21 protein-coding genes and 1 tRNA gene are annotated in these 24,550 nt (G+C 66.2%); 12 read left to right on the top strand and 10 right to left on the bottom strand.

The genetic code is table 11. The features are described from left to right. Window positions 1-2 precede the first annotated feature (2 nt). The gene (gene der, locus AC4BCK_RS07815; RefSeq protein WP_066275036.1) at window positions 3-1,553 is read left to right on the top strand and encodes a ribosome biogenesis GTPase Der; all 1,551 of its coding nucleotides are present in this window, start codon (window positions 3-5) and stop codon (window positions 1,551-1,553) included. Window positions 1,554-1,713: 160 nt separating this feature from the next. Continuing rightward, window positions 1,714-1,790, top strand: a tRNA-Pro gene (locus tag AC4BCK_RS07820). A 112-nt stretch (window positions 1,791-1,902) separates the two neighbouring features. On the opposite strand, the gene AC4BCK_RS07825 is transcribed toward AC4BCK_RS07820, so the two are convergent. Continuing rightward, complete coding sequence (locus AC4BCK_RS07825; RefSeq protein ID WP_174176935.1) at window positions 1,903-2,772, bottom strand: Fpg/Nei family DNA glycosylase; 870 nt, start codon at window positions 2,770-2,772, stop codon at window positions 1,903-1,905. 165 nt (window positions 2,773-2,937) lie between these two features. Here AC4BCK_RS07825 and gcvH point away from each other — a divergent pair, with 165 nt between their 5' ends. From gcvH to AC4BCK_RS07850, 5 genes are all read left to right on the top strand, one after another. Further along, window positions 2,938-3,324, top strand: coding sequence for a glycine cleavage system protein GcvH (gene gcvH, locus AC4BCK_RS07830; RefSeq protein ID WP_104188752.1), 387 nt, complete (start codon window positions 2,938-2,940; stop codon window positions 3,322-3,324). A 155-nt stretch (window positions 3,325-3,479) separates the two neighbouring features. Next, window positions 3,480-3,956, top strand: coding sequence for an FHA domain-containing protein (locus tag AC4BCK_RS07835; RefSeq protein WP_174176937.1), 477 nt, complete (start codon window positions 3,480-3,482; stop codon window positions 3,954-3,956). Window positions 3,957-3,979: 23 nt separating this feature from the next. Continuing rightward, a complete protein-coding gene (gene ftsR / locus AC4BCK_RS07840) occupies window positions 3,980-4,696 on the top strand; it encodes a transcriptional regulator FtsR (RefSeq protein ID WP_174176939.1) in 717 nt (238 codons plus the stop codon). Beyond that, a complete protein-coding gene (locus AC4BCK_RS07845; protein ID WP_009358600.1) occupies window positions 4,696-5,199 on the top strand; it encodes a bifunctional nuclease family protein in 504 nt (167 codons plus the stop codon). Before ftsR ends, AC4BCK_RS07845 begins: the two co-directional genes overlap by 1 nt. Before the next feature lie 231 nt (window positions 5,200-5,430). Further along, window positions 5,431-6,024 (top strand): MerR family transcriptional regulator, encoded by a 594-nt coding sequence (locus AC4BCK_RS07850; protein WP_066275050.1) that lies wholly within the window; start codon window positions 5,431-5,433, stop codon window positions 6,022-6,024. Between the two features lie 78 nt (window positions 6,025-6,102). On the opposite strand, the gene AC4BCK_RS07855 is transcribed toward AC4BCK_RS07850, so the two are convergent. Beyond that, on the bottom strand, window positions 6,103-6,921 hold the full coding sequence (locus tag AC4BCK_RS07855; protein WP_490566808.1) for a ParA family protein: 819 nt from the start codon (window positions 6,919-6,921) through the stop codon (window positions 6,103-6,105). 301 nt (window positions 6,922-7,222) lie between these two features. On the opposite strand from AC4BCK_RS07855, the gene AC4BCK_RS07860 reads away from it, so the two are divergent. Continuing rightward, entirely contained in the window at window positions 7,223-10,621 is a 3,399-nt protein-coding gene (locus tag AC4BCK_RS07860; protein WP_490566809.1) for a pyruvate carboxylase, read from the top strand. A 230-nt stretch (window positions 10,622-10,851) separates the two neighbouring features. Here AC4BCK_RS07860 and AC4BCK_RS07865 read toward each other — a convergent pair whose 3' ends face one another. Beyond that, window positions 10,852-12,660, bottom strand: coding sequence for an AMP-dependent synthetase/ligase (locus AC4BCK_RS07865; RefSeq protein WP_364318296.1), 1,809 nt, complete (start codon window positions 12,658-12,660; stop codon window positions 10,852-10,854). 190 nt (window positions 12,661-12,850) lie between these two features. Here AC4BCK_RS07865 and AC4BCK_RS07870 point away from each other — a divergent pair, with 190 nt between their 5' ends. Next, a complete protein-coding gene (locus AC4BCK_RS07870; protein WP_251424670.1) occupies window positions 12,851-13,945 on the top strand; it encodes an ROK family glucokinase in 1,095 nt (364 codons plus the stop codon). Window positions 13,946-14,007: 62 nt separating this feature from the next. On the opposite strand, the gene AC4BCK_RS07875 is transcribed toward AC4BCK_RS07870, so the two are convergent. From AC4BCK_RS07875 to AC4BCK_RS07885, 3 genes are read right to left on the bottom strand one after another with little or no spacing between them, the layout of a single operon-like run. Next, entirely contained in the window at window positions 14,008-14,595 is a 588-nt protein-coding gene (locus tag AC4BCK_RS07875) for a hypothetical protein (protein WP_490566810.1), read from the bottom strand. Then, on the bottom strand, window positions 14,582-15,403 hold the full coding sequence (locus AC4BCK_RS07880) for an alpha/beta hydrolase (protein WP_174176958.1): 822 nt from the start codon (window positions 15,401-15,403) through the stop codon (window positions 14,582-14,584). Before AC4BCK_RS07880 ends, AC4BCK_RS07875 begins: the two co-directional genes overlap by 14 nt. Beyond that, a complete protein-coding gene (locus AC4BCK_RS07885) occupies window positions 15,400-16,188 on the bottom strand; it encodes an alpha/beta hydrolase (protein ID WP_174176961.1) in 789 nt (262 codons plus the stop codon). Before AC4BCK_RS07885 ends, AC4BCK_RS07880 begins: the two co-directional genes overlap by 4 nt. A 111-nt stretch (window positions 16,189-16,299) precedes the next feature. On the opposite strand from AC4BCK_RS07885, the gene AC4BCK_RS07890 reads away from it, so the two are divergent. Then, on the top strand, window positions 16,300-17,127 hold the full coding sequence (locus tag AC4BCK_RS07890) for a lysophospholipid acyltransferase family protein (RefSeq protein ID WP_363955092.1): 828 nt from the start codon (window positions 16,300-16,302) through the stop codon (window positions 17,125-17,127). A 73-nt stretch (window positions 17,128-17,200) separates the two neighbouring features. Beyond that, window positions 17,201-18,595 carry a class II 3-deoxy-7-phosphoheptulonate synthase gene (locus AC4BCK_RS07895; RefSeq protein ID WP_251424676.1) on the top strand — a complete coding sequence of 465 codons (1,395 nt, stop codon included), beginning with the start codon at window positions 17,201-17,203 and terminating at the stop codon, window positions 18,593-18,595. Window positions 18,596-18,641: 46 nt separating this feature from the next. Here the strand turns inward: AC4BCK_RS07895 and AC4BCK_RS07900 are convergent, their stop codons facing one another. Further along, window positions 18,642-20,807, bottom strand: a complete 2,166-nt coding sequence (locus AC4BCK_RS07900) for a Stk1 family PASTA domain-containing Ser/Thr kinase (protein ID WP_490566811.1) — start codon at window positions 20,805-20,807, stop codon at window positions 18,642-18,644. A gap of 100 nt (window positions 20,808-20,907) precedes the next feature. Further along, window positions 20,908-22,293: a LysM peptidoglycan-binding domain-containing protein gene (locus tag AC4BCK_RS07905; RefSeq protein ID WP_364318288.1), complete on the bottom strand. Its 1,386-nt coding sequence runs from the start codon at window positions 22,291-22,293 to the stop codon at window positions 20,908-20,910. A 239-nt stretch (window positions 22,294-22,532) separates the two neighbouring features. On the opposite strand from AC4BCK_RS07905, the gene AC4BCK_RS07910 reads away from it, so the two are divergent. After that, window positions 22,533-22,886, top strand: a complete 354-nt coding sequence (locus AC4BCK_RS07910) for an Rv2175c family DNA-binding protein (protein WP_363935503.1) — start codon at window positions 22,533-22,535, stop codon at window positions 22,884-22,886. Window positions 22,887-22,924: 38 nt separating this feature from the next. Here the strand turns inward: AC4BCK_RS07910 and AC4BCK_RS07915 are convergent, their stop codons facing one another. Continuing rightward, window positions 22,925-24,019, bottom strand: a complete 1,095-nt coding sequence (locus AC4BCK_RS07915) for a polyprenyl synthetase family protein (protein ID WP_174176973.1) — start codon at window positions 24,017-24,019, stop codon at window positions 22,925-22,927. Further along, on the bottom strand, window positions 24,016-24,543 hold the full coding sequence (locus tag AC4BCK_RS07920; RefSeq protein ID WP_310113914.1) for a hypothetical protein: 528 nt from the start codon (window positions 24,541-24,543) through the stop codon (window positions 24,016-24,018). Before AC4BCK_RS07920 ends, AC4BCK_RS07915 begins: the two co-directional genes overlap by 4 nt. Between the last annotated feature and the right edge of the window lie 7 nt (window positions 24,544-24,550).

Raw genomic sequence — 24,550 nt, forward strand, 5'->3', positions numbered from 1 at the left:
CAATGAGCGATACGACTCAAACTCCCGGCCACTTCGGCGCCGGCGAAGACGAATACACGCCCACGGGCACGGACCAGGTGGCGGAACGGCTGGCTGCCATTGACGACGACGAGGCAGAGCTCCGCGCCGCGTCCCTCCGGGCGGGCCTGGAGGACTATGACCTCGACGAGGAAGATGCCGCACTGCTCAGCGGCGAATACGGGGACGAGGACTTCGACGGCCCCGTCAAGCTCGATCCCGTCCTGGCCATCATCGGCCGGCCCAACGTGGGTAAGTCCACGCTGGTGAACCGCATCCTTGGGCGCCGCGAGGCCGTGGTGGAGGACACCCCCGGCGTCACCCGCGACCGCGTCATGTATTCCGCCAACTGGAACGGGCGCAACTTCACCCTGGTGGACACCGGCGGCTGGGAACACGACGCCCGCGGCATCCATGCCCGCGTGGCCGAGCAGGCAGAAATGGCCGTTGAGCTCGCGGACGCAGTGCTCTTCGTGGTGGACTCCGCCGTCGGGGCAACCGCCACCGACGAGGGCGTCATGAAGATGCTGCGCCGCAGCAAGAAGCCGGTCATCATGGTGGCCAACAAGGTGGACGACTTTGCCCAGGAGGCGGACTCCGCCACCCTGTGGGGCCTGGGCTTTGGCGAGCCCTACCCGGTCTCGGCGCTGCACGGCCGCGGCGTGGCCGACCTGCTGGACCACGTGATGGATGTGCTTCCGGAATTCTCCACCATCGAGGGCCTGGAACGCTCCGGCGGACCCCGCCGCATCGCCTTGATCGGCCGCCCCAACGTGGGCAAGTCCTCCCTGCTGAACAAGCTGGCCGGCACTGAACGGGTGGTGGTGGACAACACCGCCGGCACCACCCGCGATCCGGTGGACGAGTTCATCGAACTCGGTGGCCGGACCTGGCGCTTCGTGGACACGGCAGGCATCCGCCGCCGCCAGCACATGGCGCAGGGCGCGGACTACTACGCTTCCCTCCGCACGCAGGCCGCGCTCGAAAAGGCGGAGGTCGCCGTCGTGCTCCTTGCCGTGGACGAGGTCCTCAGCGAGCAGGACGTGCGGATCCTGCAGCTCGCCATTGAGTCCGGCCGCGCCCTGGTGCTGGCCTTCAACAAGTGGGACCTGCTCGACGACGAACGCCGGCGCTACCTCGAGCGTGAAATCGAGCAGGACCTGGCCCACGTGGACTGGGCGCCCCGCGTGAACATCTCGGCCAAGACGGGGTGGCACAAGGACCGCCTGGTTCCTGCCCTGGACCTGGCCCTGGAGAACTGGGACAAGCGCATTGCCACCGGCCGCCTCAACGCGTTCCTGGGCGAGCTTGTTGCCGCCCACCCGCACCCCGTCCGCGGCGGCAAGCAGCCGCGCATCCTCTTCGGCACCCAGGCCTCCAGCCGCCCGCCGAAGTTCGTCCTGTTCACCACCGGTTTCCTGGACCCCGGATACCGGCGCTTCATCACCCGCCGGCTGCGGGAAACGTTCGGCTTCGAGGGCACACCCATCGAGGTCAGCATGCGCGTGCGGGAAAAGCGCGGCAAGAAGCGTTAATTCCGGTGTTGTCTCCGACACACCACAGGGCTGATTCCGGGAAAGTGTCACTGGCACCCTCCGGGATCGTGTAAGCTCTTCTAGGTGGTTCGGCCGGACTGCTGGTGGAAATCCTCGAAGTGATTCAGGGATGAAGCTCAGCGGAGAACGGCAGAACCAGCGGGCTGTAGCGCAGCTTGGTAGCGCACTTGACTGGGGGTCAAGGGGTCGCAGGTTCAAATCCTGTCAGCCCGACCACAAACAGCAGGGGCCGCTTCCGGAGAAATCCGGAAGCGGCCCCTGCTGTTTAACCTGCTTGACCGTCCTTGGACCCTTCCGCACGGAACCCGTGCCGGGACCGTGAGCCTTCCTACTTCAGGAACTTCGACGTCCTGCGGTCGGCCAGGATCTTGCCCTTCGTCTGGCAGGTGGGGCAGTACTGCAGCGAGGTGTCGGCAAAGGAAACCTCACGAACAGTGTCTCCGCACACCGGGCAGGGCTGGCCCGTCCTGGCATGGACGCGCATGTGGCTCCGTTTCACGTCCTTGAGATCCTTTGGCGGCTTGCCGCTTGCCTCCGCCAGTGCAGTGCCCAGGACGTCATGGATGGCGTCGTACAGCACCTGGACTGTTGCGCGGTCCAGGGATTTGGCCGTGGCGAACGGCGAGATACGGGCGGCATGCAGGATCTCGTCGCTGTAGGCGTTGCCGATCCCGGCGATCACACCCTGGCTTCGCAGGAGCCCCTTGACCTGCTGGGAGCTGGAGCCAAGGATCCCAGCCAGCATGTCGGCGTCGAACGCTTCACTGAACGGGTCCGGGCCCAGCGTGGCGATGCCCGGGACCTCCTGGGGATCCCTCACCACATAAACCGCCAGGCTCTTCTTGGTGCCCGCCTCTGTAAGGTCGAAGCCGCGCGGCCCCCCGGGGCCGGTGAAGGCAAGGCGGGCGGCGATGTGCCCCTTGCCCATTTTCAGCTGGGCGTCGGTGGGGGAGTCCGTGAAGCGGACCCAGCCCGCCCTGGCCAGGTGGAAGACAAAGGAAATGCCGCCGGTGTCAATGCTGATGAACTTTCCAAAGCGCCGGACGCCGGTGACAGTCCTGCCCTCAAGGGCAGTGAAGGGGGGATCGGCTGTCTTGAGTACGGCAAAGGACACGATCTGCACCTTGGATACAACGGTTCCCTGCAGATGGTCGTCCAGGTAGCCTGCCAGGCCGGAAACCTCGGGGAGCTCAGGCATCCGTCACCCGCCGTTCCTGGCGTGGCCGCGGACGATGCATGAGCTCATGCGTCCCATCTTGTCAGAAACCCCGGCGAACGCTCCGGCAGTTGTGCCTATACTTTCAACGCAGCCCGTTTCCCGGGCCGCGTTGACTCTGGTGTTCGACCCGATGAAAGGCCCCTGATGAGCAACATTCCCGAAGATCTGTCCTACACCGCCGAGCACGAGTGGGTCACCGCCCCAAATGCCGACGGCGTGGTCCGGGTAGGCATCACCGACTTTGCCCAGGACGCACTCGGGGATGTTGTCTACGCCCAGATGCCGGAAGTCGGCACCAAGATTACGGCAAACGAAGTTGTCGGCGAGGTGGAGTCCACCAAGAGCGTCAGCGACATCTACGCCCCCGTCAGCGGCGAAGTTGTGGGCCGGAACGAGTCCCTGGACACCGATTCCGCCCTGATCAACACCGATCCCTATGGGGACGGATGGCTGATCGAGATCAAGCTTGCCGAAGCTGACGCCGTCGACTCATTGCTCAGTGCATCGGAGTACGAACAGCAGGTAGGCTAAAGCTAACCGGAATTTCCGGTCCGGCCCGGGGCGAAGCCAGAATGTCTTCGCACGTCAGCTGCCGGATCGGCAGCCGGTTCCGGACCTGCGCGGCAGGCCCGGAGGACATACGTTGGTTGCAGGCCTGACGGCCGCAGCGGAAAGAGGAGGAGTCCATGGCTGGCCACACACAGAACCCTGCCGACGGGGAATACGGCGCGGGTGCGGCCAGGGAGTCGGAGACCACCTCCATCCATCTCACCCCGGTGAGGGATGAGCCCACAATCGCACCCAAGCTCTCGTCCGAGGAGCGCAGCTCCGTGGAGGCACTGCCGGCCGGGTCGGCTCTGCTGGTCGCCCACAGCGGCCCCAATGCCGGCGCCCGGTTCCTCCTCGACTCCGATGTCACCACGGCAGGCCGGCACCCGGACGCCGATATCTTCCTGGACGATGTCACCGTCTCCCGCCGCCACGTCGAGTTCCGCCGCACGGCACGCAGCTTTGAAGTGGTGGACAAGAACAGCCTGAACGGCACCTACGTCAACCACGACCGCGTGGACAGCGTGGAGCTCAAGTCCGGCAGCGAAGTCCAGATCGGCAAGTTCCGCCTCACCTTCTACCTGAGCCCTGCCACCGCTGCAGGCCGCGGCTGAACCGGGGACCACTGCCTGTGGCAATGGCACAACCGGAACGCCGGGGACCCCAGGTCCTCAACATCGGGGAAGTCCTCGCACAGCTCAGCGGGGACTTTCCCGGCATGACTGCGTCTAAAATCAGGTTCCTCGAGGAAAAAGGGCTGATCAACCCCCGCCGGACGCCTGCCGGGTACCGGCAGTACTCCGACGGCGACGTCGAGCGGCTGCGCTTCGTGCTGGCCCTGCAGCGGGACCAGTACCTTCCCCTGAAAGTCATCAAGGACTACCTTGACGCCATCGACAGGGGCGAACGCCCGGAGAACCTGCCGCCCGGCGTCGTTGTTTCCCCCCGCGTCGTCTCCGACGAGCTGGCGGCGGAACTGCAGAGCCGGGGGCGCAAGCTCACCGAGGAACAGCTCCGCACTGAGTCCGGTGCAAGCGTGCCGCTGCTGCAGTCCCTCCTGAGCTTCGGCCTGATCAGCCACACCAACGGGCAGTTCGACGAGCACGCACTCCAGGTGGCCCGTGCCTGTGTCCAGCTGGAGAGCCACGGCCTTGAACCCCGCCACCTGCGCCCCTTCCAGGCGGCTGCCGAGCGGGAGTTCGGCCTCGTGGAACGCGTCGTGGCGCCGCTGGCGTCCCGCAAGGACGCTGCATCCCAGGCTCGCGCGGCCGAGGCCGCCCGCGAAATCAGCGATCTCTGCCTCACCCTGCACCGGGCTCTGGTGCAGGACCATATCTCACGCATGGACATCTGATGATTGAAGTCGAGATTGTAGGCGTTCGCATCGAACTGCCTTCCAACCAGCCGCTGGTCCTGCTTCGGGAGATGCACGGTGAGCGGCACGTTCCCATCTGGATCGGCACGCCCGAAGCCAGTGCCATCGCCCTGGCCCAGCAGGGCGTCGTGCCGCCCCGTCCCATGACCCACGATCTCCTGGTGGATGTGGTGGAAGCGCTGGGGCACTCGGTGGTCAGCGTCAACATCGTGGCAGTGGAGGACAACATCTTCTACGGCCAGCTCCAGTTCGAGAACGGCACCACGGTGAGTTCCCGGGCTTCGGACGCGCTGGCCGTGGCGCTTCGCGCGAAGTGCCGGATCTGGTGCGCCGATTCCGTCATGGATGAGGCCGGCGTGCGCATCACAGAGCACGATGAGGGCGAGGACACCGAGCCCGGCCCCACCGTTGACGAAGAGCGCGAACTGCGCCGGTTCCGCGAGTTCCTGGACGATGTGGAACCCGAGGATTTCGACGGCTAAGGTCACGTTAAGGTTAAAGTTGAGGATGAAACTTTCGACACGCCTCGTGAAACCCCTCAGGGTCTTTGACCTTGCAGGCCGCCGGGCCTAACGTCGAAGTATCAAGTTCCCATTGCTTACGGCAGCCTCGCAAGTCACACTGGAAAGTGCGCCCAGCGAAAATTACATGCATGGTCTTCATGCACCGCTGCTGCAGTAGTTACCCGGGAGCGCATGACAAGGAGGATCCAGGTGAGTCCCAAAGGCGAAGCAGGCGGGCTAAAGCAGCCCACGGCTGGTGTTGCTGTGCCCGCGAGCGGTGCCCAGGGCCTCCTGTTTACCGAGGACCTTCCCGTACTGGACGAGGACGCCGGTTACCGGGGACCCACCGCATGCAAGGCTGCCGGCATCACCTACCGCCAACTCGACTATTGGGCCCGCACCGGCCTGGTGGAGCCTGCGGTCCGCGGCGCTGCCGGGTCCGGATCCCAGCGCCTCTACGGCTTCCGTGACATCCTTGTCCTCAAAGTGGTCAAACGCCTCCTGGACACGGGGGTTTCCTTGCAGCAGATCCGCAGCGCCGTGGAGCACCTGCGGGAACGCGGTGTCGAGGACCTTGCCCAGATCACGCTGATGAGCGATGGCGCGAGCGTCTACGAGTGCACCTCCGCCGATGAAGTCATTGATCTTGTCCAGGGCGGTCAGGGCGTCTTCGGAATCGCAGTGGGCCGCGTCTGGCGTGAAGTGGAAGGCAGCCTGGCATCACTTCCCAGTGAGCACGCCGCCGAACAGTCCTTTCCGGACGACGAACTGAGCAAGCGCCGCGCAGCCCGCAAAATCAGCTGATGTTCAACGGATAAGGGGCCGCCCTCCATATGGAGGGCGGCCCCTTATCTATTAAACCGGGTGTGGGGGCTCGCTGCCTTAGCGGGCGCGGCTGCGCAGGCCGCTTCCCACTGCCATCAGGTTTGCCAGCAGGTCATCGAAGAGTGCCGCCGCGGACTTTGCGGAGTCGCCGGGCCAATGGTGCACGGGGTGGGCGGCGCCCTGGATCTGCTGCCAGTTGGCTTGCTCGGGGATCCGGGGGCTCAGGAGGAGGTCGCCGAACATGGATTCCATTTCCGCGAGCCGGTAGGTGTGTTCGGAGGACCCTGACCGCACCCGGTTTGCCACGATGCCTGCGGGAGAGAGATTGGGGGCGAACTCCTGCCGGAAAAGCTGGATGGCCCGCATGGTCCGTTCGGTCCCCGCCACCGAGAACAGGCCGGGCTCGGCTACCAGTGCCACCTTGTCGCTGGCAGTCCACGCCATCCGGGTCAGGCCGTTGAGCGACGGCGGGCAGTCCACCAGGACAAGCTGGTAATCGCCGCCGGTGGCCAGCACCGAGGAGAGCCTGCGGAGGTCCCGGCGGCGGAGGTCCGGACGGTCGTAGATGCCCGTGTAGGCGGATCCGACGGCCACGTCAAGCACTGCGGGGGCGGAGCCGTTGGCCTGGGTCCGCGCCGTCCAGCTGCTGCGGACCACGTTTTCGGCCAGGTTGGCGCGGCGGGGGCTTTTAAGCATCCGGCCAATATCCAGCTGGTCGCCGGGCTGCACGCCCAACGCAGTGGTGGCATCTGCATGCGGATCAAGGTCCACCACCAGCGTGCTGATGCCTGCGGCCAGCGCCGCGGACGCCAATCCTGTGGTGACGGAAGTCTTGCCGACTCCACCCTTGAGGCTGCTGATGCTGACTACTTGCACTTGAGAGACCAAAACCTAACGCCGGATGCCGTGTTGGGGGTAATGTTTGCTCCGGCAGTGCCGAAGCCGGACGGTCCTGCCGCCCTACTCATCATATGTTGATGCGTCGGCGAATCCTGCTTTATCGGGCGTCGGCATGGCACCGACTGTGCTGCGGGGGCGGTTTCCGCCCGCGGCGGCAAAAGGGTTCGGGACATGACGGGGAAATCTGTGATGGTGGCCACAAAGATTTGTGTTTGTCCTTGTAGGTCCTAGACACTGTGACCACTCACCGATCCACCCGCAATGATGCAGGAGAAGTATGTTTTCCAAAGTTCTGGTGGCCAACCGCGGCGAAATCGCGATCAGGGCCTTCCGCGCCGGCTACGAGCTGGGCGCCAAGACCGTTGCCGTATTCCCCCATGAGGACAGGAACTCGATCCACCGCCAAAAAGCGGACGAGGCCTACCTGATTGGCGAAGAGGGCCACCCCGTCCGGGCATACCTGGACGTTGACGAAGTAGTGCGGGTAGCCAAGGAATCCGGAGCGGACGCAATCTACCCGGGCTACGGCTTCCTTTCCGAGAACCCGGACCTCGCCCGGGCAGCCAAGGCTGCGGGCATCACGTTCGTTGGGCCGCCCGCTGAAGTCCTGGAACTGGCAGGCAACAAGGTGGCAGCGCTGAAGGCTGCCCGCGACGCCGGCGTGCCCGTCCTGAAGTCCAGCGCGCCGTCCAAGGACCTGGACGAACTCATTGCGGCCGCCGACGACATCGGATTCCCCATCTTCGCCAAGGCCGTCGCCGGCGGCGGTGGCCGCGGCATGCGCCGGGTGGATACCCGGGAAGCCCTGCCGGAGGCCCTGCAGTCAGCAATGCGCGAAGCCGATGCGGCGTTCGGCGATCCCACCATGTTCCTGGAGCAGGCTGTCCTCCGCCCGCGCCACATCGAGGTGCAGATCCTGGCCGACGCCGAGGGCAACGTCATGCACCTCTTCGAACGCGACTGCTCCATCCAGCGCCGCCACCAGAAGGTCATCGAAATCGCGCCGGCGCCCAACCTGGACGAAGGCATCCGCCAGGCGCTCTACCGGGACGCCGTCAAGTTCGCCAAGGCACTGAACTACGTCAACGCCGGCACCGTGGAGTTCCTGGTGGACACCGTCGGTGAGCGCGCCGGCCAGCACGTCTTCATCGAAATGAACCCCCGCATCCAGGTGGAGCACACGGTCACGGAGGAGGTCACCGACGTCGACCTGGTCCAGGCGCAGATGCGCATCGCTTCCGGCGAGACGCTGGCTGACTTGGGCCTCTCGCAGGAGACGGTGCACCTCAAGGGCGCAGCGCTGCAGAGCCGCATCACCACGGAGGACCCCGCGAACGGCTTCCGTCCCGACGTCGGCAAGATCACCGGTTACCGCTCCGCCGGCGGCGCCGGAGTACGGCTCGACGGCGGCACGGTTTACTCGGGCGCCGAGATCAGCCCGCACTTCGATTCCATGCTGGTGAAGCTGACCTGCCGGGGCAGGGACTACCCGTCCGCCGTCGCCCGCGCCCGCCGTGCGCTGGCGGAGTTCCGCATCCGCGGCGTCTCGACGAACATCTCGTTCCTGCAGGCAGTACTTGACGACCCCGATTTCATCGCAGGCGACGTCGCTACCTCCTTCATCGACGAGCGTCCTCAGCTGCTCAAGGCCCGCGTCTCCGCCGACCGCGGCACCAAGCTCCTCACCTGGCTGGCCGAAGTCACCGTCAACAAGCCCAACGGCGAACTGACCGTCCACTCCAACCCGGCCAGCAAGCTGCCGTCGGTCAAGGACAAGCAGGCTGCACCCGGCTCCCGCCAGAAGCTGCTTGAACTGGGACCCGAGGGTTTTGCCAAGGCCCTGCGCGAACAGAACCCGGTTGCAGTCACGGACACCACCTTCCGTGACGCCCACCAGTCGCTGCTCGCCACCCGGGTGCGCACCCGCGACCTGGTGGCGGCCGGCCCCGCGGTCACGGCACTGCTGCCGGAGCTGCTGTCCGTTGAGGCCTGGGGCGGCGCAACCTACGATGTGGCCCTCAGGTTCCTGGGCGAAGACCCCTGGGACCGGCTCGCTGCCCTCCGCCAGGCCCTCCCGAACGTGTGCCTGCAGATGCTCCTCCGCGGACGCAACACCGTGGGCTACACGCCCTACCCGGAAGAGGTCACCGAGGCCTTCGTCAACGAGGCCGCAGCAACCGGCATCGACATCTTCCGGATCTTCGACGCCCTCAACGACGTCAGCCGGATGGCTCCTGCCATCCGGGCAGTCCGGGCAACGGGCACCGCTGTGGCCGAAGTGGCCCTGTGCTACACGGCCGACATGCTGGATCCGGAGGAAAAGCTCTACACGCTGGACTACTACCTGGAGCTGGCACAGAAGATCGTGGACGCCGGAGCCCACATCCTGGCGATCAAGGACATGGCAGGCCTGCTCCGGCCCGCCGCTGCCGCGAAGCTCGTTGCGGCCCTGCGGGAACGGTTCGACCTGCCGGTCCACCTGCACACCCACGACACCGCGGGCGGCCAGCTGGCCACCCTCCTGGCTGCCGTGGACGCCGGTGTGGACGCCGTCGACGTTGCCTCGGCATCGCTGGCCGGAACCACCAGCCAGCCGTCGGCCTCGGCACTGGTTGCGGCACTGGCCCACACACCCCGCGATACCGGCCTGAGCCTGGCAGCGGTGAGCTCCCTCGAGCCCTACTGGGAAGCAGTCCGCCGGGTCTACGCGCCCTTCGAGTCCGGACTGCCGGGCCCCACCGGCCGCGTCTACCAGCACGAGATTCCGGGTGGCCAGCTGTCCAACCTCCGCCAGCAAGCCATGGCGCTGGGCCTGGGCGAACGGTTCGAAGCCATTGAGGACATGTACACCGCCGCCGACCGCATCCTTGGCCGCCTGGTCAAGGTCACGCCGTCGTCGAAGGTTGTCGGTGACCTTGCCCTTCACCTGGTGGGCCTGAACGCGGACCCGGCCGACTTCAACGAGAACCCGCAGAACTACGACATTCCCGATTCGGTCATCGGGTTCCTGTCCGGCGAGCTCGGCGACCCCCCGGGAGGATGGCCGGAGCCGTTCCGCACCAAGGCCCTGCAGGGCCGCAGCGTGAAGGTCCGGGACGTGGAACTCAGCGCCGAGGACAGCGCCGCCCTGAAATCCGATTCCAAAACCCGGCAGCACACGCTCAACCGGCTGCTCTTCGACGGTCCCACCAAGGACTACCTCAAGAGCGTGGAAACCTACGGCAACCTCTCCGTCCTGGACACCCGTGACTACCTCTATGGCCTGCAGCGCGGCGCGGAGCACGAAATCCAGCTGGAGAAGGGCGTACGGCTGATCGCTTCCCTGGAAGCGGTGTCGGAGCCGGACGAGAAGGGCATGCGCACCGTCATGTGCACCCTCAACGGCCAGTCCCGGCCGGTTGTTGTGCGGGACCGGTCCGTGGTCAGCAACGTCAAGGCCGCCGAGAAGGCGGACCCGGGCCAGCCCGGCCACGTTGCGGCCCCCTTCGCCGGCGCCGTCACCCTGACAGTCAAGCAGGCCGATGAGGTCAAGGCAGGCGACACGGTGGCCACCATCGAGGCCATGAAGATGGAGGCATCCATCACGACGCCGGTAGCCGGCAAGGTTTCCCGCCTCGCCGTCTCCGCCGTCGAGCAGGTGGAAGGCGGAGACCTCCTGCTGGTCGTCGAGCAGTAATCCCGGCCGCACGGTAAGACAACGAAAAGGGTCCTCCCACTGAACACCAGTGGGAGGACCTTTCCCTTTCCAAACGGCCGCGCTTCCGGACCAGGCAACGGATACAGGCGGCCCCCGGTCCGGCAGCGTGCGTAAAAGGGGCCCTGCGCCCCGGCTCGCCGCGCAGCGGCCTCAGCGGGGCGCGGGGAATAGCACGCAGAGGACCGGGGCCGCCGGACCCCGGCGAACAGTCAGGAACGCGGTGCGGCGTACATCTCCTCGATGACCGTTTCGAAGTCCTTCATCACCTGGGCCCGCTTGACCTTCATGGAAGGCGTCAGGTGGCCGGAGGCCTCGGTGAAGTCGGCGGGCACGATGCGGAACGACTTGATCGCTTCCGCCTGAGAGACGGAGGTGTTGGCTGCGGTGATCAGGTCCTGGACGGCTGCCTTGACCACCGGGTTGTTCGCGGCGTCCGCAAGGGAGGTGTCCGCGGGGAGGTTGTGGCGCTGCAGCCAGCCGGGGAGGGCTTCCTGGTCCAGGGTGACCAGCGCACCGATGAACGGCCGGTTGTCACCCACCACCAGCACCTGCGAGACGAGCGCATCAGCCCGGATCTGGTCCTCCAGCAGGGCCGGGATGACGTTCTTCCCGCCGGCGGTGACAATGATTTCCTTTTTGCGCCCCGTGATCCAGACGAAGCCGTCCTCATCCAGGCGGCCGATGTCTCCGGTGCGCAGCCAGCCGTCGTCGAACGTCTCGCTGGTGAGGTCCGGCCGCTGGTAGTAGCCCCGCATGACGCAGACACCCTTGGCAAGGATCTCCCCGTCCTCGGCGATCTTGACCGAGTTCCCGGGCAGGGGCTTCCCGACGGAGCCGATCTTGATCCTTGACGGTGTGTTCACGGAAATGGGGGCGGTGGTTTCGGTCAGGCCGTATCCCTCAAGGACCTGCAGCCCGATGCCCTGGAAGAAGTGGCCCAGGCGTTCGCCCAGGGGACCGCCGCCGGAGACTGCGTGGGCAACGTGCCCGCCCATGGCCGCCCGCAGCTTTCCATAGACGAGCTTGTCGAACAGGGCATGGCGGAGCTTCAGGCCCAGGCCGATGCGGCCGTCCTGCCGTGCCTTGGAATACGCGATGGCAGTATCGGCCGCCTTGTGGAAGATCGCTCCCTTCCCGCCGTCCTCCGCCTTGGTCAGTGCTGAGTTGTAGACCTTCTCGAAAACGCGCGGCACCGCGAGGATGAACGTGGGCTCGTAGCTCTGGAGGTCCGCCAGGAGGTTCTTGATGTCCGGGGTATGGGCCACCGTGGTGCCGGCAGCCATCGCAAGGACGGAGATAAAGCGGGCGAAGACGTGTGCCAGGGGGAGGAACATGATGGTCTTCGCGTTTTCATGGACGATTTCGCCAATAATGGCCAGCGCGTTGTCCGACAGCTCAACGAAGTTGCCATGCGTGAGTTCGCAGCCTTTGGGCCTGCCTGTGGTCCCGGAGGTGTAGATGATGGTGGCGGTATCGCGCAGTCCGGCGGTCTTCCGGCGGGCCTCAAGGTCGTCGTCGCTGACGCCGCGGCCGGCTTCGCGGAGGGCATCGAGACCGTTGCCTTCCAGCTGCCAGACATGCTGGAGCGAAGTGAGTGCTTCCGCCGTCACGGCCTGGCGGATGATGTCCTCATGGTGGGCTGCCTCGCCGAAGGCGGCCACGGCGCCGGAGTCGCCGAGGTTCCACGCAACCTGGGAAGGTGAGGACGTTTCGTAGATGGGGACCGAGACCGCTCCCGCGAACCAGATGGCAAAGTCCACCAGTGACCACTCGTACCGGGTGCGGGACATGATGCCCACGCGGTCGCCCGCTCCCACGCCGCTGGCCATCAGTCCTTTGGCAAGCGTCCGGACGTCTGCCAGGAAATCGGTGGCGGAAATGTCCTGCCAGGTTCCGGAGGCATCGAGCCGCGAAAAGAGTGCCGGGTTGCTGGCCTTCGCTGCCTGCCGCAGCACAAGGTCGGTGATGTTGGTCTCCGGTGGGACAACAACAAGAGGCGGAACACTGAATTCGCGCACTATAGCTCCTTTGATATCCGAGGTCCCGCGCAGGGGTATGCCTAAAGACTAGTACGCCCATGCGGGACCATGCAGTAACTAAAGTTACTGGCCGGTAACTTTGCCGTCAATGCTGCCTGGCGGACATGTCCGCGGCAGCTCCGCCTGTCCGCGCACGGACGTGGAATGTGCCCACCTAGAATGGGGAACTATGTATGCACCGCCCCCCGGCAAGCAGCCCGGGCCCCTGAGCAGACCTGCCCCCTGGAGGGCGCGGCCCACCTCGCGCGGGGCAGGGACACGGCACGACGGCGGGGGCTTCCGTGAGCATTTGCGCCTCGGCCGCAAGGGCCTCGCCATTGGAATCGACATCGGCGGCACCAAGGTGGCGGCCGGCGTCGTGGATGCCGACGGCCGCATCCTCCGCGAAGCCCGCCGTGCCACGCCCGGCAGCGACCCCCGGGCCGTGGAGCAGGTCATCGTGGAGCTGGTCGAGGAACTGGGCAAGGGGCACCGGATCTGGTCAGTGGGCATCGGCGCCGCCGGGTGGATGGACCTCGACGGCGGCACGGTGCTTTTCAGCCCCCACCTGGCCTGGCGCAATGAGCCGCTCCGGGCCAACCTGCAGCAGCTCCTCCGCAGGCCCGTGCTCCTGACCAACGACGCCGATGCCGCCGCATGGGCGGAATGGCGCTTTGGGGCGGGGCAGGGGGAAGACCGGCTGGTCTGCATCACCCTTGGCACCGGTATTGGCGGTGCCATGGTGATGGACGGCAGGGTGGAGCGCGGGCGGTTCGGCGTGGCAGGCGAGTTCGGCCACCAGATCATCATGCCGGGCGGTCACCGGTGTGAATGCGGAAACCGCGGCTGCTGGGAACAGTATGCGTCCGGGAACGCGTTGGGGCGCGAAGCCCGGATCCTGGCGCGGGCAAACTCTCCGGTGGCGCAGGACCTGCTCGCGGCCGTCGGCGGGCGGACGGATGCAATCACGGGCGCGATCGTCACGGAGCTGGCACTTGCCGGTGACCCGGCGTGCCGGGAGCTGCTTGAGGAAGTGGGGGAATGGCTCGGGCTGGGGCTGGCCAATCTGGCTGCGGCGCTGGATCCGGGACTTTTTGTCATCGGCGGTGGCCTGTGCTCAGCAGGCGACCTGCTGGTGGAGCCCGCACGGAAGGCCTTCGCCCGCAACCTGACGGGGCGTGGTTTCCGGCCGGCCGCCGGCATTCAACTGGCTGCCCTCGGGCCGAGCGCCGGACTCATCGGAGCCGCCGACCTGTCCCGCGTCAGCAGCCGGGCGCGCCGCTGACGGAACGCGCACTCCTCCGGTGTTGAGCACGGGAACAGCGCAGCCCGGGGGAGCAGGCCACGCTAGACGCGTGCGCCGTCGTCGTTCTCGTCCTTTTCCTGCGGAAGCTTCATGATCAGGTAGACCGTTCCGAGGACGAACGCAGCCACAATAGCCACGATGGCCAGGAGCGGGGCGGAGCGCCAGAACATCACGGACAGCAGGAGGGCGACTGGCCCACCCACCGCGGCGAGCCACGCAAGCATGGTCAACGGATCTGTTCCGGCCAGGCTGGGCGGTTCCTCCGGGACGAATTCACCGTCATTCGGGTCCACGTCGTAGTCGCGGGGGCCGGAAGGGAAGCCTGCCTCGACGCCGGGGCCCGGCGTTTCAGCCGAGGCCTGCCGCTCCGCCGCGGACAATTCCGCGGGGACTGCGCCCGCAAGGCCCAGCGGGTCAAAATCCCGGAACACGGGCGGCCTTCCCCCCTGGGCTGAAGCGTCCGGGCGCGGCGCCGCGTCCGTCGCCGGATCGCCGGAAATTCCCGTGCCGCTGATGCCGCCCGTGCCTGCATCAGGGGCTCCGGATTCAAGGCGGGCCACCAGGTCCAGCCAGACGGCGTCGTCCGGGTTCGCTCCCTGGTCCTGGGGTCCGGGGTCAGGCTTGTTCATGGGGCGTGGCCTCCAGGGTCGATGCTGCGCTTGCCGTTGGCCGTTCCGGATTTACGCCGGAAACCACCGCCCGGATGAACTCCACGGAGCCCTGGAAAATCTGGTCGGCGTCGTTGTCCAGGGTGGCCACGTGGTAGCTGTTTTCAAGACGGACCAGATCCAGGGGTGCGTGGGTCAATCCCCGGCGGAGGGCATGGATGCTGGAGTCGGATACCACGTGGTCAATGGTGGACCGGTAGACCCGGACGGGGGCGGTGACCCTGGGCAGGATCCTGATGGTGTCCTTGAACAGCTTGTTGAGCTCATGCGCGGCAGCTACCGGGGTCCGCGAATAGGCGCCCTCGTCCATGCCTTCTTTAAGGATGTCGTTCCCGATGGCAGGCGTACTTTTCATGACCAGCTTCAGGATGCCGGCGAGGGGCGCGCGCGGATCGTCAATGACCAGCCCCGGGTTGACAAGGACCACCCCGGCCACGGGCCGGGTGGCAGCGATCCGCAGGGCCAGCGCTCCACCCATGCTCAATCCTGCTGAAAAGACGTAATCGCAGCTGGCGTCCAGCTCCAGGTATGCGTCGTCCAGGGCGCCGTGCCACTGCTGCCACCGCGTGCGGGCGAGTTCCTGCCAGCTGGTGCCATGTCCGGGCAGCAGGGGCATGCGCACCGCGAAGCCGGCGCCGGCCAGTGCCTGGGCCCAGGCACGCAGCCCGTGCGGGCTGCCGGTAAACCCGTGGGAGAGGACCACGCCGATGCGGGGCCCCCCGCCGGTGCAGCCGCTGCTGAAGGGGCTGTGGTCCAGGCTGGAGGTCATGGAGTCTCCAATGCGGTGTTCTGGCGGGCGAGGGCGTGGACGAAAGCACTGGATTTTGCAAAGATCTCCGGTGCGTCCACGTCCAGCGTAGCCACATGTCCGCTGCTGTGGAGATCCACAACTTCGGCGAGGCGGCTGCCGAGGCCTTTCCGGAGCAGCGCCAGGGACGTCGGCGGTACCACGGCATCGGTGCGGGACTTGAAGACCTGGACAGGCGCCGTGACCTTTGACAGGCCGCGGGCCGCGGCACGAAAGAGCTTCTTCAGCTCGTGCACCGCCGCCAGGGGAGTGCGCGAGTAGTCCCCGTCGTTGGTGACTGCCGCCGTCGCCTGTTCCTCCTCTATGGGGAGTGTTGTCCGCTGGAAGTACTTCAGCACTCCGATCACCCGGACCCGCCGGTCGTAGAAGCTCAGCCCCGGGTTGACCACGGACACCCCGGCAACGGTGTGCCGGGAGGCCGTCAGCAGCGCAATGGCCCCGCCCATGGAGAGCCCGGCCACAAAGCACGTTTCTGTGTTCCGCGCGAGCTCCAGGTAGGCGGCCTCGAAGCTGCGGTACCAGTCGGTCCACCGCGTCCTTGCCAGGTGGCGCCAGTCAGTCCCATGACCGGGCAACAGGGGGACGGTGACGGCGTAACCCTGTGAGGCGAGGTGCTCGGCCCACGGCAGGACACTGAGGGGGCTTCCCGTGAAGCCGTGGCAGATGGCGATGCCGATCCGCGCATTGGGCCCGTGTCCGGGATAGCTGAAAGCGGCAGGAGGGGACGGGATGCTGCTTTCGCTCATGGCTCCATCGTGTCACTGTTCCGGACAAATCTCACTAGAGTAGGGTTGCATTGAACTGCTGGCCAGGCCCGACGCGGGGCCTGCAGGCCGCCTTCCGGAGAGGTTTCTCACGTGTTCTATTGGGTCATGAAGCGGATCTTCCTTGGTCCTGTGTTGAAGCTCCTTTTCCGCCCCTGGGTCAAGGGACTGGACAATATTCCGGCTGAAGGCCCGGCGATTATTGCGTCCAACCACCTCTCCTTTTCCGATTCGATCTTCATGCCGCTGATGGTCCGCCGGCCGGTGGTTTTCCTGGCCAAGTCGGAGTACTTCACCGGCACCGGAATCAAGGGCAGGCTGACTGCCCTGTTCTTCCGGCTGACCAACCAGCTGCCCATGGACCGGTCCGGGGGAGCTGCCTCGGCAGCCTCATTGACCGCCGGCATGGAGGTCCTCACGCATGGCGGACTGCTGGGCATCTATCCCGAGGGCACGCGGAGCCCGGATTCCAGGCTCTACAGGGGCAAGGTTGGCGTGGCCAGGCTTGCGCTGCAGGCCGGGGTCCCGGTGATACCTGTCGCGATGATCGGCACGGACAAGGTCCAGCCCATTGGAAAGCGGCTGCCGAACATCCGCAGGATCGGCATGATCTTTGGGGAGCCGCTGGACTTCAGCCACTACCGGGACCAGGCCGAGGACCGCGACATCCAGCGTAAAGTCACCGACCAGATCATGTTCGAACTGATGCGTCTCTCCGGGCAGGAATACGTGGACGAGTACGCCGCCGTAGTCAAGCTGCGGCTGGCCGGCAAGGCCGTCGAACCGGCGGCCGCAGCCGAACTCCTGGCACCGCCCGCACCTGCATCCGGCAGTACGGGCGAGCCCACTTCCGGTGCCGGCAACGGCGGTTCTTCGGGTGACACACGAACAGCGGACGACGGCGGTGCTGCCGCGGGCTGAGCGGGTTGTGACGCGGCGGGCCCGAAGCGTGACAGTGCGGTGTCCCGGGGACCTGCGCGACCGCTAGTCTTAGATGGTGACTGAGCTATCTGCAAAACCCGCCTTTTCGCTGTCCAGCACCGCCCAGAGCGGAGCAGCCGACTATCCCGGACTTGATAACTGGCGGGACCTTCCCATTTCCCAGCAGCCCAGCTGGCAGGACAGGGACGTGTTCAACGCCTCGGTGAAGGAACTCTCCGTCCTTCCCCCGCTGGTTTTTGCGGGTGAGGTGGATGTCCTCCGCGAGCGGCTGGCCGCTGCTGCCCAGGGCAAGGCCTTCCTGCTGCAGGGCGGTGACTGCGCCGAAACCTTCGAGGCCGCCACGGCAGACAAGATCAGCGCCCGGGTCAAGACCATCCTCCAGATGGCCGTGGTGCTCACCTACGGTGCCGCCATGCCCGTCATCAAAATGGGCCGCATGGCCGGTCAGTTCGCCAAGCCCCGTTCTTCCAATGACGAAACCCGCGGCGGCGTTACCCTGCCCGCATACCGGGGCGACATCGTGAACGGCTACGAGTTCACTCCGGAGTCCCGGGGCCACGACGCTTCCCGGATGCTCCGCGCCTACCACACGTCCGCTTCCACGCTGAACCTGATCCGCGCCTTCACGCAGGGCGGTTTTGCCGACCTCCGTTCGGTGCACCAGTGGAACAAGGGCTTCACCGAGAACCCGGCACACGCACGCTATGAGTCCCTGGCCCGCGACATCGACCGCGCCATCAAGTTCATGGCCTCCTGCGGCGCCGACTTCGAAGCACTGAAGCGGGTCGAATTCTTTGCCAGCCACGAAGCACTGCTGCTGGACTACGAGCGGGCCCTGACCCGGATCGATTCACGTACCGGGTTCCCGTACGACACGTCTGCCCACTTCCTCTGGATCGGCGAGCGGACCCGCGAACTGGACCACGCCCACGTCGACTTCCTTTCACGGGTGCGGAACCCCATCGGCGTGAAGCTGGGCCCGTCCACCACCGGCGACGACGCCCTTCGCCTGATCGACAAGCTGGACCCGGACCGGGAGCCGGGCCGGCTGACGTTCATCACCCGCATGGGGGCCGGCAACATCCGCGAGAAGCTGCCCGCCGTCGTCGAAAAAGTCACCGCGTCAGGCGCGCAGGTGCTGTGGGTCACCGACCCCATGCACGGGAACACCGTAACGTCCCCCAACGGCTACAAGACCCGCAATTTCGACGACGTCATTGACGAAGTGCGCGGCTTCTTCGAGGTGCACCACGCCCTGGGGACCGTCCCCGGCGGCCTGCACGTGGAAATGACGGGCGACGACGTCGCAGAGTGCCTCGGCGGGGCCGATCCCGTGGACCAGGACGCCTTCCTGGACCGTTACGAATCAGTCTGCGACCCGCGCCTGAACCACATGCAGTCCCTCGAAATGGCCTTCCTGGTGGCCGGAGCCCTGGCAAAGCACTAGGCGCCGCACACTCATGACCTGACAGTGGTGTGGCCGGCAGGTCCGGCTACACCACCGTCAGGGTGATGACCGATCCTTCCGGAACCTCTTTGTTCACCGGATCCTGATCCCTGACGGTTCCGAAGAAACCGCCGAGGATGTTATTCACTTTCACCTCGAAGCCGAGTTGGCGCAATGCCTGTTCGGCCTCTCTGGCCTGCTTGCCGATGTAACTGGGGACTTCCACCATCCGGGGTCCCTTGGAGATCGTCAGGGTTACGCTGCCGCCGCGGGTGAGCGTTCCTTCCGCCGGCGCCTGGCTGACCACAGCGCCCTTGGGAATATCCCGGCTAAAGACTTCCTCGCCGGCCACATCCGCCTGGAGTCCGGCTGCCGTGATGGCATCAACGGCATCGTCCTCGTCCTGGCCCACCACCAGCGGCACCGGGATGGGCTCGGGCCCCTTGGAAACCACCAGGCCGACGGGCGTGCCGCGCCGGACCTCCGTACCCGCAGCGGGGTCCTGGGACAGGACTGTACCCGCGGGCGCCTGCTCATCGAACTGCTCCGTCACGGGACCCAGTACCATCTCGGCCGCATTGAGGCCGTTCTTGGCTTCGTCCAGGGTGCCGCCGGCCAGCACTGGCAGCGGAAAAAGCTGGGGGCCCTTGGAAACAAAGAGGGACACTGGCTGGAACTTGCGGATTTCCGTGCCCTCGGCCGGCTCGCTGCCCACCACCAGGCCGGACGGCACCTCGTCGTCGAAGACGTCCCTGGTGGTGGACCGGAACCCGGCCTCGCTGAGCAGGTGCTGCGCCTGCGCCACGGTCTTGTTGGCGACGGAAGGAATGGACGCGGCTGCGCCGGGGCCCATACCGAAAAACCAGCCCGCGCCTGTCGCCAGGAGGGCGGCCACCACCAGCACTATCACCCACAGGACGCCGCGGCGCCGGGGATTCCCTTCCCGAAGGGTCCGTGCGGGGGTGGCTGCGGCACGGGCCCGTGCCTTCTCATCCTCCCTGTCCGCTTTGCGCTGGGCACGTTTGCCCAGCATCGGAGGAGGGGGAGCCCACCCCTGGTCGTCGTCAGGTGGTGACAGTGTCCGCCTGGCAGCACCAGGTGCCGGACCTGAAGGCTGCAAGGCAGAACGGGACTGGCCCGGCGTCGGCTGGTAGGCGGGTCCGGCCGGCTGTCCGTACGGCATCACCGTTGTGGGATTGCTGGTGCGGCCGATGACCTCGGTGGGATGCTGGACGAGCACGGTGTTGTCAGGTTCACGGGATGGCGGAGGACCCGCGGGCGGGGAAGGAATCCGCAGCGGGGCAACCTGCTGGGGCGCGGTTACGGTGCCCACCGCAGCAGCCGCCGGCGGACGAAGGTCCAGTTCAGCATCTGTGAGGTTGGTCCGGATGTGCCGCAGTTCCTGGAGCAGGGCGTTCCCGTCCACCGGCCGGTTCTCGGGGTCGTTGGCGGTGCACCACTGCACGAGTTCATCCACTTCCGCGGCCAGGCCCGGGACCAGGGCCGACGGCGGTCCGACCGTCCCGTTGACGTGCTGGTACGCCACCTGGATGGGGACCTCGCCGTCGAACGGCTGCTGTCCGGTAAGCATTTCGTACAGCATGATGCCCAGGGAGTAGATGTCGCTGCGCGCGTCAGCCGGCCTGCCCAGGACAAGTTCAGGGGAGAGGTAGGCGACCGTGCCGATCAGGGCACCGGTGCTGGTAGAGGTGGTGACAGCGCGGGCCAGGCCGAAATCCCCGATCTTGATCCGTCCGTCGTCCGAGATCAGCACGTTTTCAGGCTTGACGTCACGGTGGATGAAGCCGGCGGCATGCGCGGCACCGAGCCCTTCAACAACCGGGTCGATCAGTGCCAGTGCCAGGCGGGGCGGCAATGCGCCTTTCTCGTTAATCAGGTCACGGAGGGTGTGGCCTTTGATGTATTCCATGACCAGGTAGGCCGTGCGGCCGTCGTTCCCCTGGTCGAGGACCCCCACCACGTGGGGATGGGACAACCTTGCAGCCGCCTTTGCCTCCCGGCCGAGCCGGCCCAGGAAGTTGTCGTCAGAGGAGAGGTGGGGGTGCAGCACCTTCAGCGCCACGTCCCGTTCCAGCCGTTGGTCCGTGGCAAGGTAAACCGTGGACATGCCGCCGCGCGCGAGCTTGGACCGTACGGCGTACCGGTTGTCCACCAGCGTTCCTACAAGAGGGTCTGACACGTGTTCCTGCACCCTACGATCCTAATCCCCGCAACGGAACGGGCCCGAACCTTTACCGGTCCGGACCCGTTCAAAATTCACTGCCCCACAGTGTGCGGGCCGCAGCAGCAGCTCAGCCGAAGTTTTTCTGGTGTGCCTTGATGGCCGCCACATAGGCCTTGGTGTCGTCGTACATGCCGTACTTGCTCACGGAGTACTGGCCCTGGTAGTAGCCGGCGATGGCCGTGTCCCTGTCCTTGCTGGTGGCCAGGAGCTGGCGGATGATTGCCACCCCGGCCGTGGCATTGTCGTAAGGGTCCAGCAGGTTCAGCTTGCGTCCCACCAGATCCGAAGCCCACTGGCCGGAAGTGGGGATGACCTGCATGGTTCCGATGGCGTTGGCCGGGGAAACTGCCCGCTGGTCGAACCCTGATTCCTGGTGCGCGAAGGCGAGGGCCAGGGAGGGTTCCACTCCCATCCTGCGCGCGGTATCTGCCACGATGTTCCGCATTTCAGCTCGGGAGGGCACAGGGGAGGCGTTCAGCAACGCCTTGTTCTCGTTGGCCGAGCTGACCACTGCAGCAGGGTAGCTGAAGCCCAGGAATGAGCTTGGGACCAGAGGCGTTACCGAGGCGGCCGGCTGCGGAGCGGCCGTCTGGCCGTTGGCGCCGGGGATGGCCAGCTTGTTTCCCGGGTAAATGACACTGGTCATGCCCAGGCGGTTGGCGGACAGCAGCTCGGAAAGCTTGACGCCGTGCCGGGACGCGATCGCGGAGAGCGTGTCTCCGGCTTTGACGGTGTAGGAGCCGGAGGCCGGGGCCGCAGGCGCGGCGGGAGCCGATGTTGAGGCCAGCCCGCTTGAGGCAGGAGCCGCGGCGGGCGCGGGAGCCGCGTCACCGGCCCCCACCTTGATCTTCTGCCCGGGGTAGATAACCGAGCGCATGTTGAGGTTGTTCCACGAGAACACATCCGCCAGGCCCACGTTGTGGCGGGCCGCGATGGCACCCAGCGTGTCACCCGGTTTCACCGTGTACGTGGCTCCGCCCGCGGGGGCGGAGGCAGGTGCGGCAGGAGCGGGCGCGGCGGACGGCGCTGCCGGTGCGGCGGCCGAACCGGAAAGCTTGATCTTCTGCCCGGGGTAGATGATCGTGTTCGCCTGCAGGTTGTTCAGCTTCAGGACCTCGGCCGTGCTAAGCCCGAATTTGCCTGCTACGGCGCTGATGGTGTCGCCGCGGGCAATCGTGTACTCCGCCGGGGCCTGCGGCTGTGCGGGCCTGAAGGCTGAGGGGATCGCCGTCGACACCGACGCCGCGGGGATGACTGCCGCTGTGGCCGTCGCGGCCTGGGCTTTCATGGCCGCTGCAAGCGTCCCCGGAATGGCCCGGACCGGCTGCTCTGCAGCTGCTGGCTGGGCCAGCGCCAAGGATGACAATACGACCGCTGGCAGCGCTGCCGTCGTTGCGGCGAGCATAGGCAGGCTCGGCTTGGGGGGCTGCTTGTGCGAGCGGGACATCGTCATGGAAAGAATCCTCTTCTCAACTGCGGGCGCGGGCGGGGATGCCGCTGATTCCGATACTACTGTTACTGCTGTTAATACTGTTACAAATGTGGTCAATGAGAATCTCTCACGGATTGGGGATTAGCACAAGAATTCCGGGAACAGTTGCAAGGAAGAATTTTGGGAGTGTCCGCACGTCAATGGGTTCCCCGGAGTGCATCAACTAGGCGCCAGGGCGCACGCCGTGGCAACCTTGATCCGTGAGTAATGTAGAAAACCTTGTGGGCGACTGGTTGCCCCTGCCCGACGTCGCCCGTTTATTGGATGTTTCCATCACCAAGGTGCACAGCCTGCTTGATGAACGTGCGCTGGCGGCGCTGCGGGTTGGTGAGCGGAAAATCAGGTCGGTGCCTGCAGGGTTTATCCAGGACGGTCAGGTGGTGGACAGCCTCAAGGGAACCATCGTTGTCCTGGCTGACGCAGGGTATTCGGACGAGGACCTGATCGTCTGGCTCTTTACCCCGGATGAGTCACTGCGAGGACGGCCCATCGACGCTCTTCGTGAGGGCCGGAAAACAGAAATACGGCGCAGGGCACAGACCCTCGCCTGGTAGTTCCCGGCCCGGCACTTCGCCTGGCCCGCACTGGACCGCTAGGAGGCCCGGCTGACAGTCGCTTCAGCCAGCCGCCGAAGGGCAGTCTTGGGCAATTCGACCAGCGGAAGTGCCTCCAGGGCCTCGAAGGCCGCGGCACCGAATTCACTGATGAGGACCTCGGTGGCCGCCAGCGCCCCGGACTCCTCGATAATCCGCCGGAGCTCGTCGACGTCTTCCTCCGAGAGGTCCGGGCTTCCGAGCCTGGAGTCGATGAAGGCCGCCTCTTCAGCCGTTGCCTGGTCCATGGCCAGGGCGACCAGCACAGTGCGTTTCCCTTCCCGCAGGTCGTCGCCGGCCGGCTTGCCGGTTGTCAGCGGATCGCCGAAGACACCGAGCACGTCATCCCGGAGCTGGAACGCTTCCCCCAGAGGCAGCGCAAACGCCGAGTATCCGCGGAGCAGGTCATCCGAGGCCCCAGCGAGTGCGCCTCCCAGCGCCAGCGGATGTTCTGTGGAGTACTTGGCTGACTTGAAGCGGATGATGGACTGGGCCCGCGAGACAGCGCCTGCGCGGTCCCTGGCGGGCCCGGCAACCTCTTCCAGGATGTCCAGGTACTGGCCCGCCATCACTTCGGCCCGCATGAGGTTGAAGATCAGCCTTGCCCTGCTGCCCGCTGCGGCCCGCTCGCCGATGTCCGTGAAGGCTTCCTCGCTGAAGGAGAGGCACAGGTCTCCCGCCAGAATGGCAGCTGCCTGGCCGAAGCGTTCGCTGTCCAGCGCCCAGCCCTGTGATCCGTGCAGGTCGCTGAACCGCCGGTGGACACTCGGTCCGCCCCGCCTGGTGTCAGACCGGTCGATGATGTCATCGTGGATCAGCGCGGCGGCCTGGAACAACTCAAGGGCTGCGCCTGCCGTCACTACCTGCTGGGCCGCAGGTTCTCCACCGGCACCCCGCCAGCCCCAGTAGCACATCAGCGCGCGCAGGCGCTTGCCGCCAGTGACAAGGTTGGAGATTGACCCCATGATCGGATCAATGTCCGGCGAAATGGCGGACATGACTGATTGGCGCGAGGCCAGGAACCCCGTCAGTTCGCCGGCCACCGCCGCCACGAAGTCGGCCTGTTCATGCCTGAGCTGCTCGGCCGCCGTCACTTGGCTGACTCAGCTGGCACGTTGGCGCCGATGGTAAAGGTGGAAACTCCGGCTGCTTCAACGACCGAGATATTGACGGTCTCGCTGTCCCCCCGGAGAAAGTCCCTGGAAGCCACGGCCCCCACGGCTTCGCCGGGCACGGCCTTGAAGCCCTGGCCTTCCAGCGCCTTGACGTAGAAATCGAGGACTGCGGCGGTGGGGGCCGCCACCGTGCCCACCAGGGCGGCAGTGGCGGGGGCCGACGCTTTGTCGAAACTGCTCGATACCACTGTGGCCCCCGGCATGAGGGGAAGGAGCTGCTGGGGGAAGCCGTCCACCAGTGCCCCTACCGTGGCGGAGGTATTGGGCGAAGCGGAAGGGCTGGGGGAAGCCGTGACGGTGGAGGCGGCAGTTGCCGGCGCCGATGCGGAGGCGGAAGGGTCCGGGCTTGCTGACGGGGTTGGACTGCAGGCTGCAAGTGCCATGGCTGCGCCGGCAGCTAGGACTGCAGCGCCCGCTGGCTTGAGGTTTCCAAAGACCGTCACAGGGACT

The sequence above is a fragment of the Pseudarthrobacter sp. As-47 genome, assembly GCF_058215595.1.

Bases quoted from the DNA above. Each gene is read 5' to 3' on its own strand.
- AC4BCK_RS07825 (WP_174176935.1), bottom strand. From the start codon at position 2,772: ATGCCTGAGCTCCCCGAGGTTTCCGGCCTGGCAGGCTACCTGGACGAC.
- AC4BCK_RS07860 (WP_490566809.1), top strand. From the start codon at position 7,223: ATGTTTTCCAAAGTTCTGGTGGCCAACCGCGGCGAAATCGCGATCAGG.
- AC4BCK_RS07895 (WP_251424676.1), top strand. From the start codon at position 17,201: ATGGTGACTGAGCTATCTGCAAAACCCGCCTTTTCGCTGTCCAGCACC.
- AC4BCK_RS07835 (WP_174176937.1), top strand. From the start codon at position 3,480: ATGGCTGGCCACACACAGAACCCTGCCGACGGGGAATACGGCGCGGGT.
- AC4BCK_RS07885 (WP_174176961.1), bottom strand. From the start codon at position 16,188: ATGAGCGAAAGCAGCATCCCGTCCCCTCCTGCCGCTTTCAGCTATCCC.
- AC4BCK_RS07905 (WP_364318288.1), bottom strand. From the start codon at position 22,293: ATGACGATGTCCCGCTCGCACAAGCAGCCCCCCAAGCCGAGCCTGCCT.
- AC4BCK_RS07870 (WP_251424670.1), top strand. From the start codon at position 12,851: ATGTATGCACCGCCCCCCGGCAAGCAGCCCGGGCCCCTGAGCAGACCT.
- ftsR (WP_174176939.1), top strand. From the start codon at position 3,980: ATGGCACAACCGGAACGCCGGGGACCCCAGGTCCTCAACATCGGGGAA.
- AC4BCK_RS07845 (WP_009358600.1), top strand. From the start codon at position 4,696: ATGATTGAAGTCGAGATTGTAGGCGTTCGCATCGAACTGCCTTCCAAC.
- der (WP_066275036.1), top strand. From the start codon at position 3: ATGAGCGATACGACTCAAACTCCCGGCCACTTCGGCGCCGGCGAAGAC.
- AC4BCK_RS07875 (WP_490566810.1), bottom strand. From the start codon at position 14,595: ATGAACAAGCCTGACCCCGGACCCCAGGACCAGGGAGCGAACCCGGAC.
- AC4BCK_RS07880 (WP_174176958.1), bottom strand. From the start codon at position 15,403: ATGACCTCCAGCCTGGACCACAGCCCCTTCAGCAGCGGCTGCACCGGC.
- gcvH (WP_104188752.1), top strand. From the start codon at position 2,938: ATGAGCAACATTCCCGAAGATCTGTCCTACACCGCCGAGCACGAGTGG.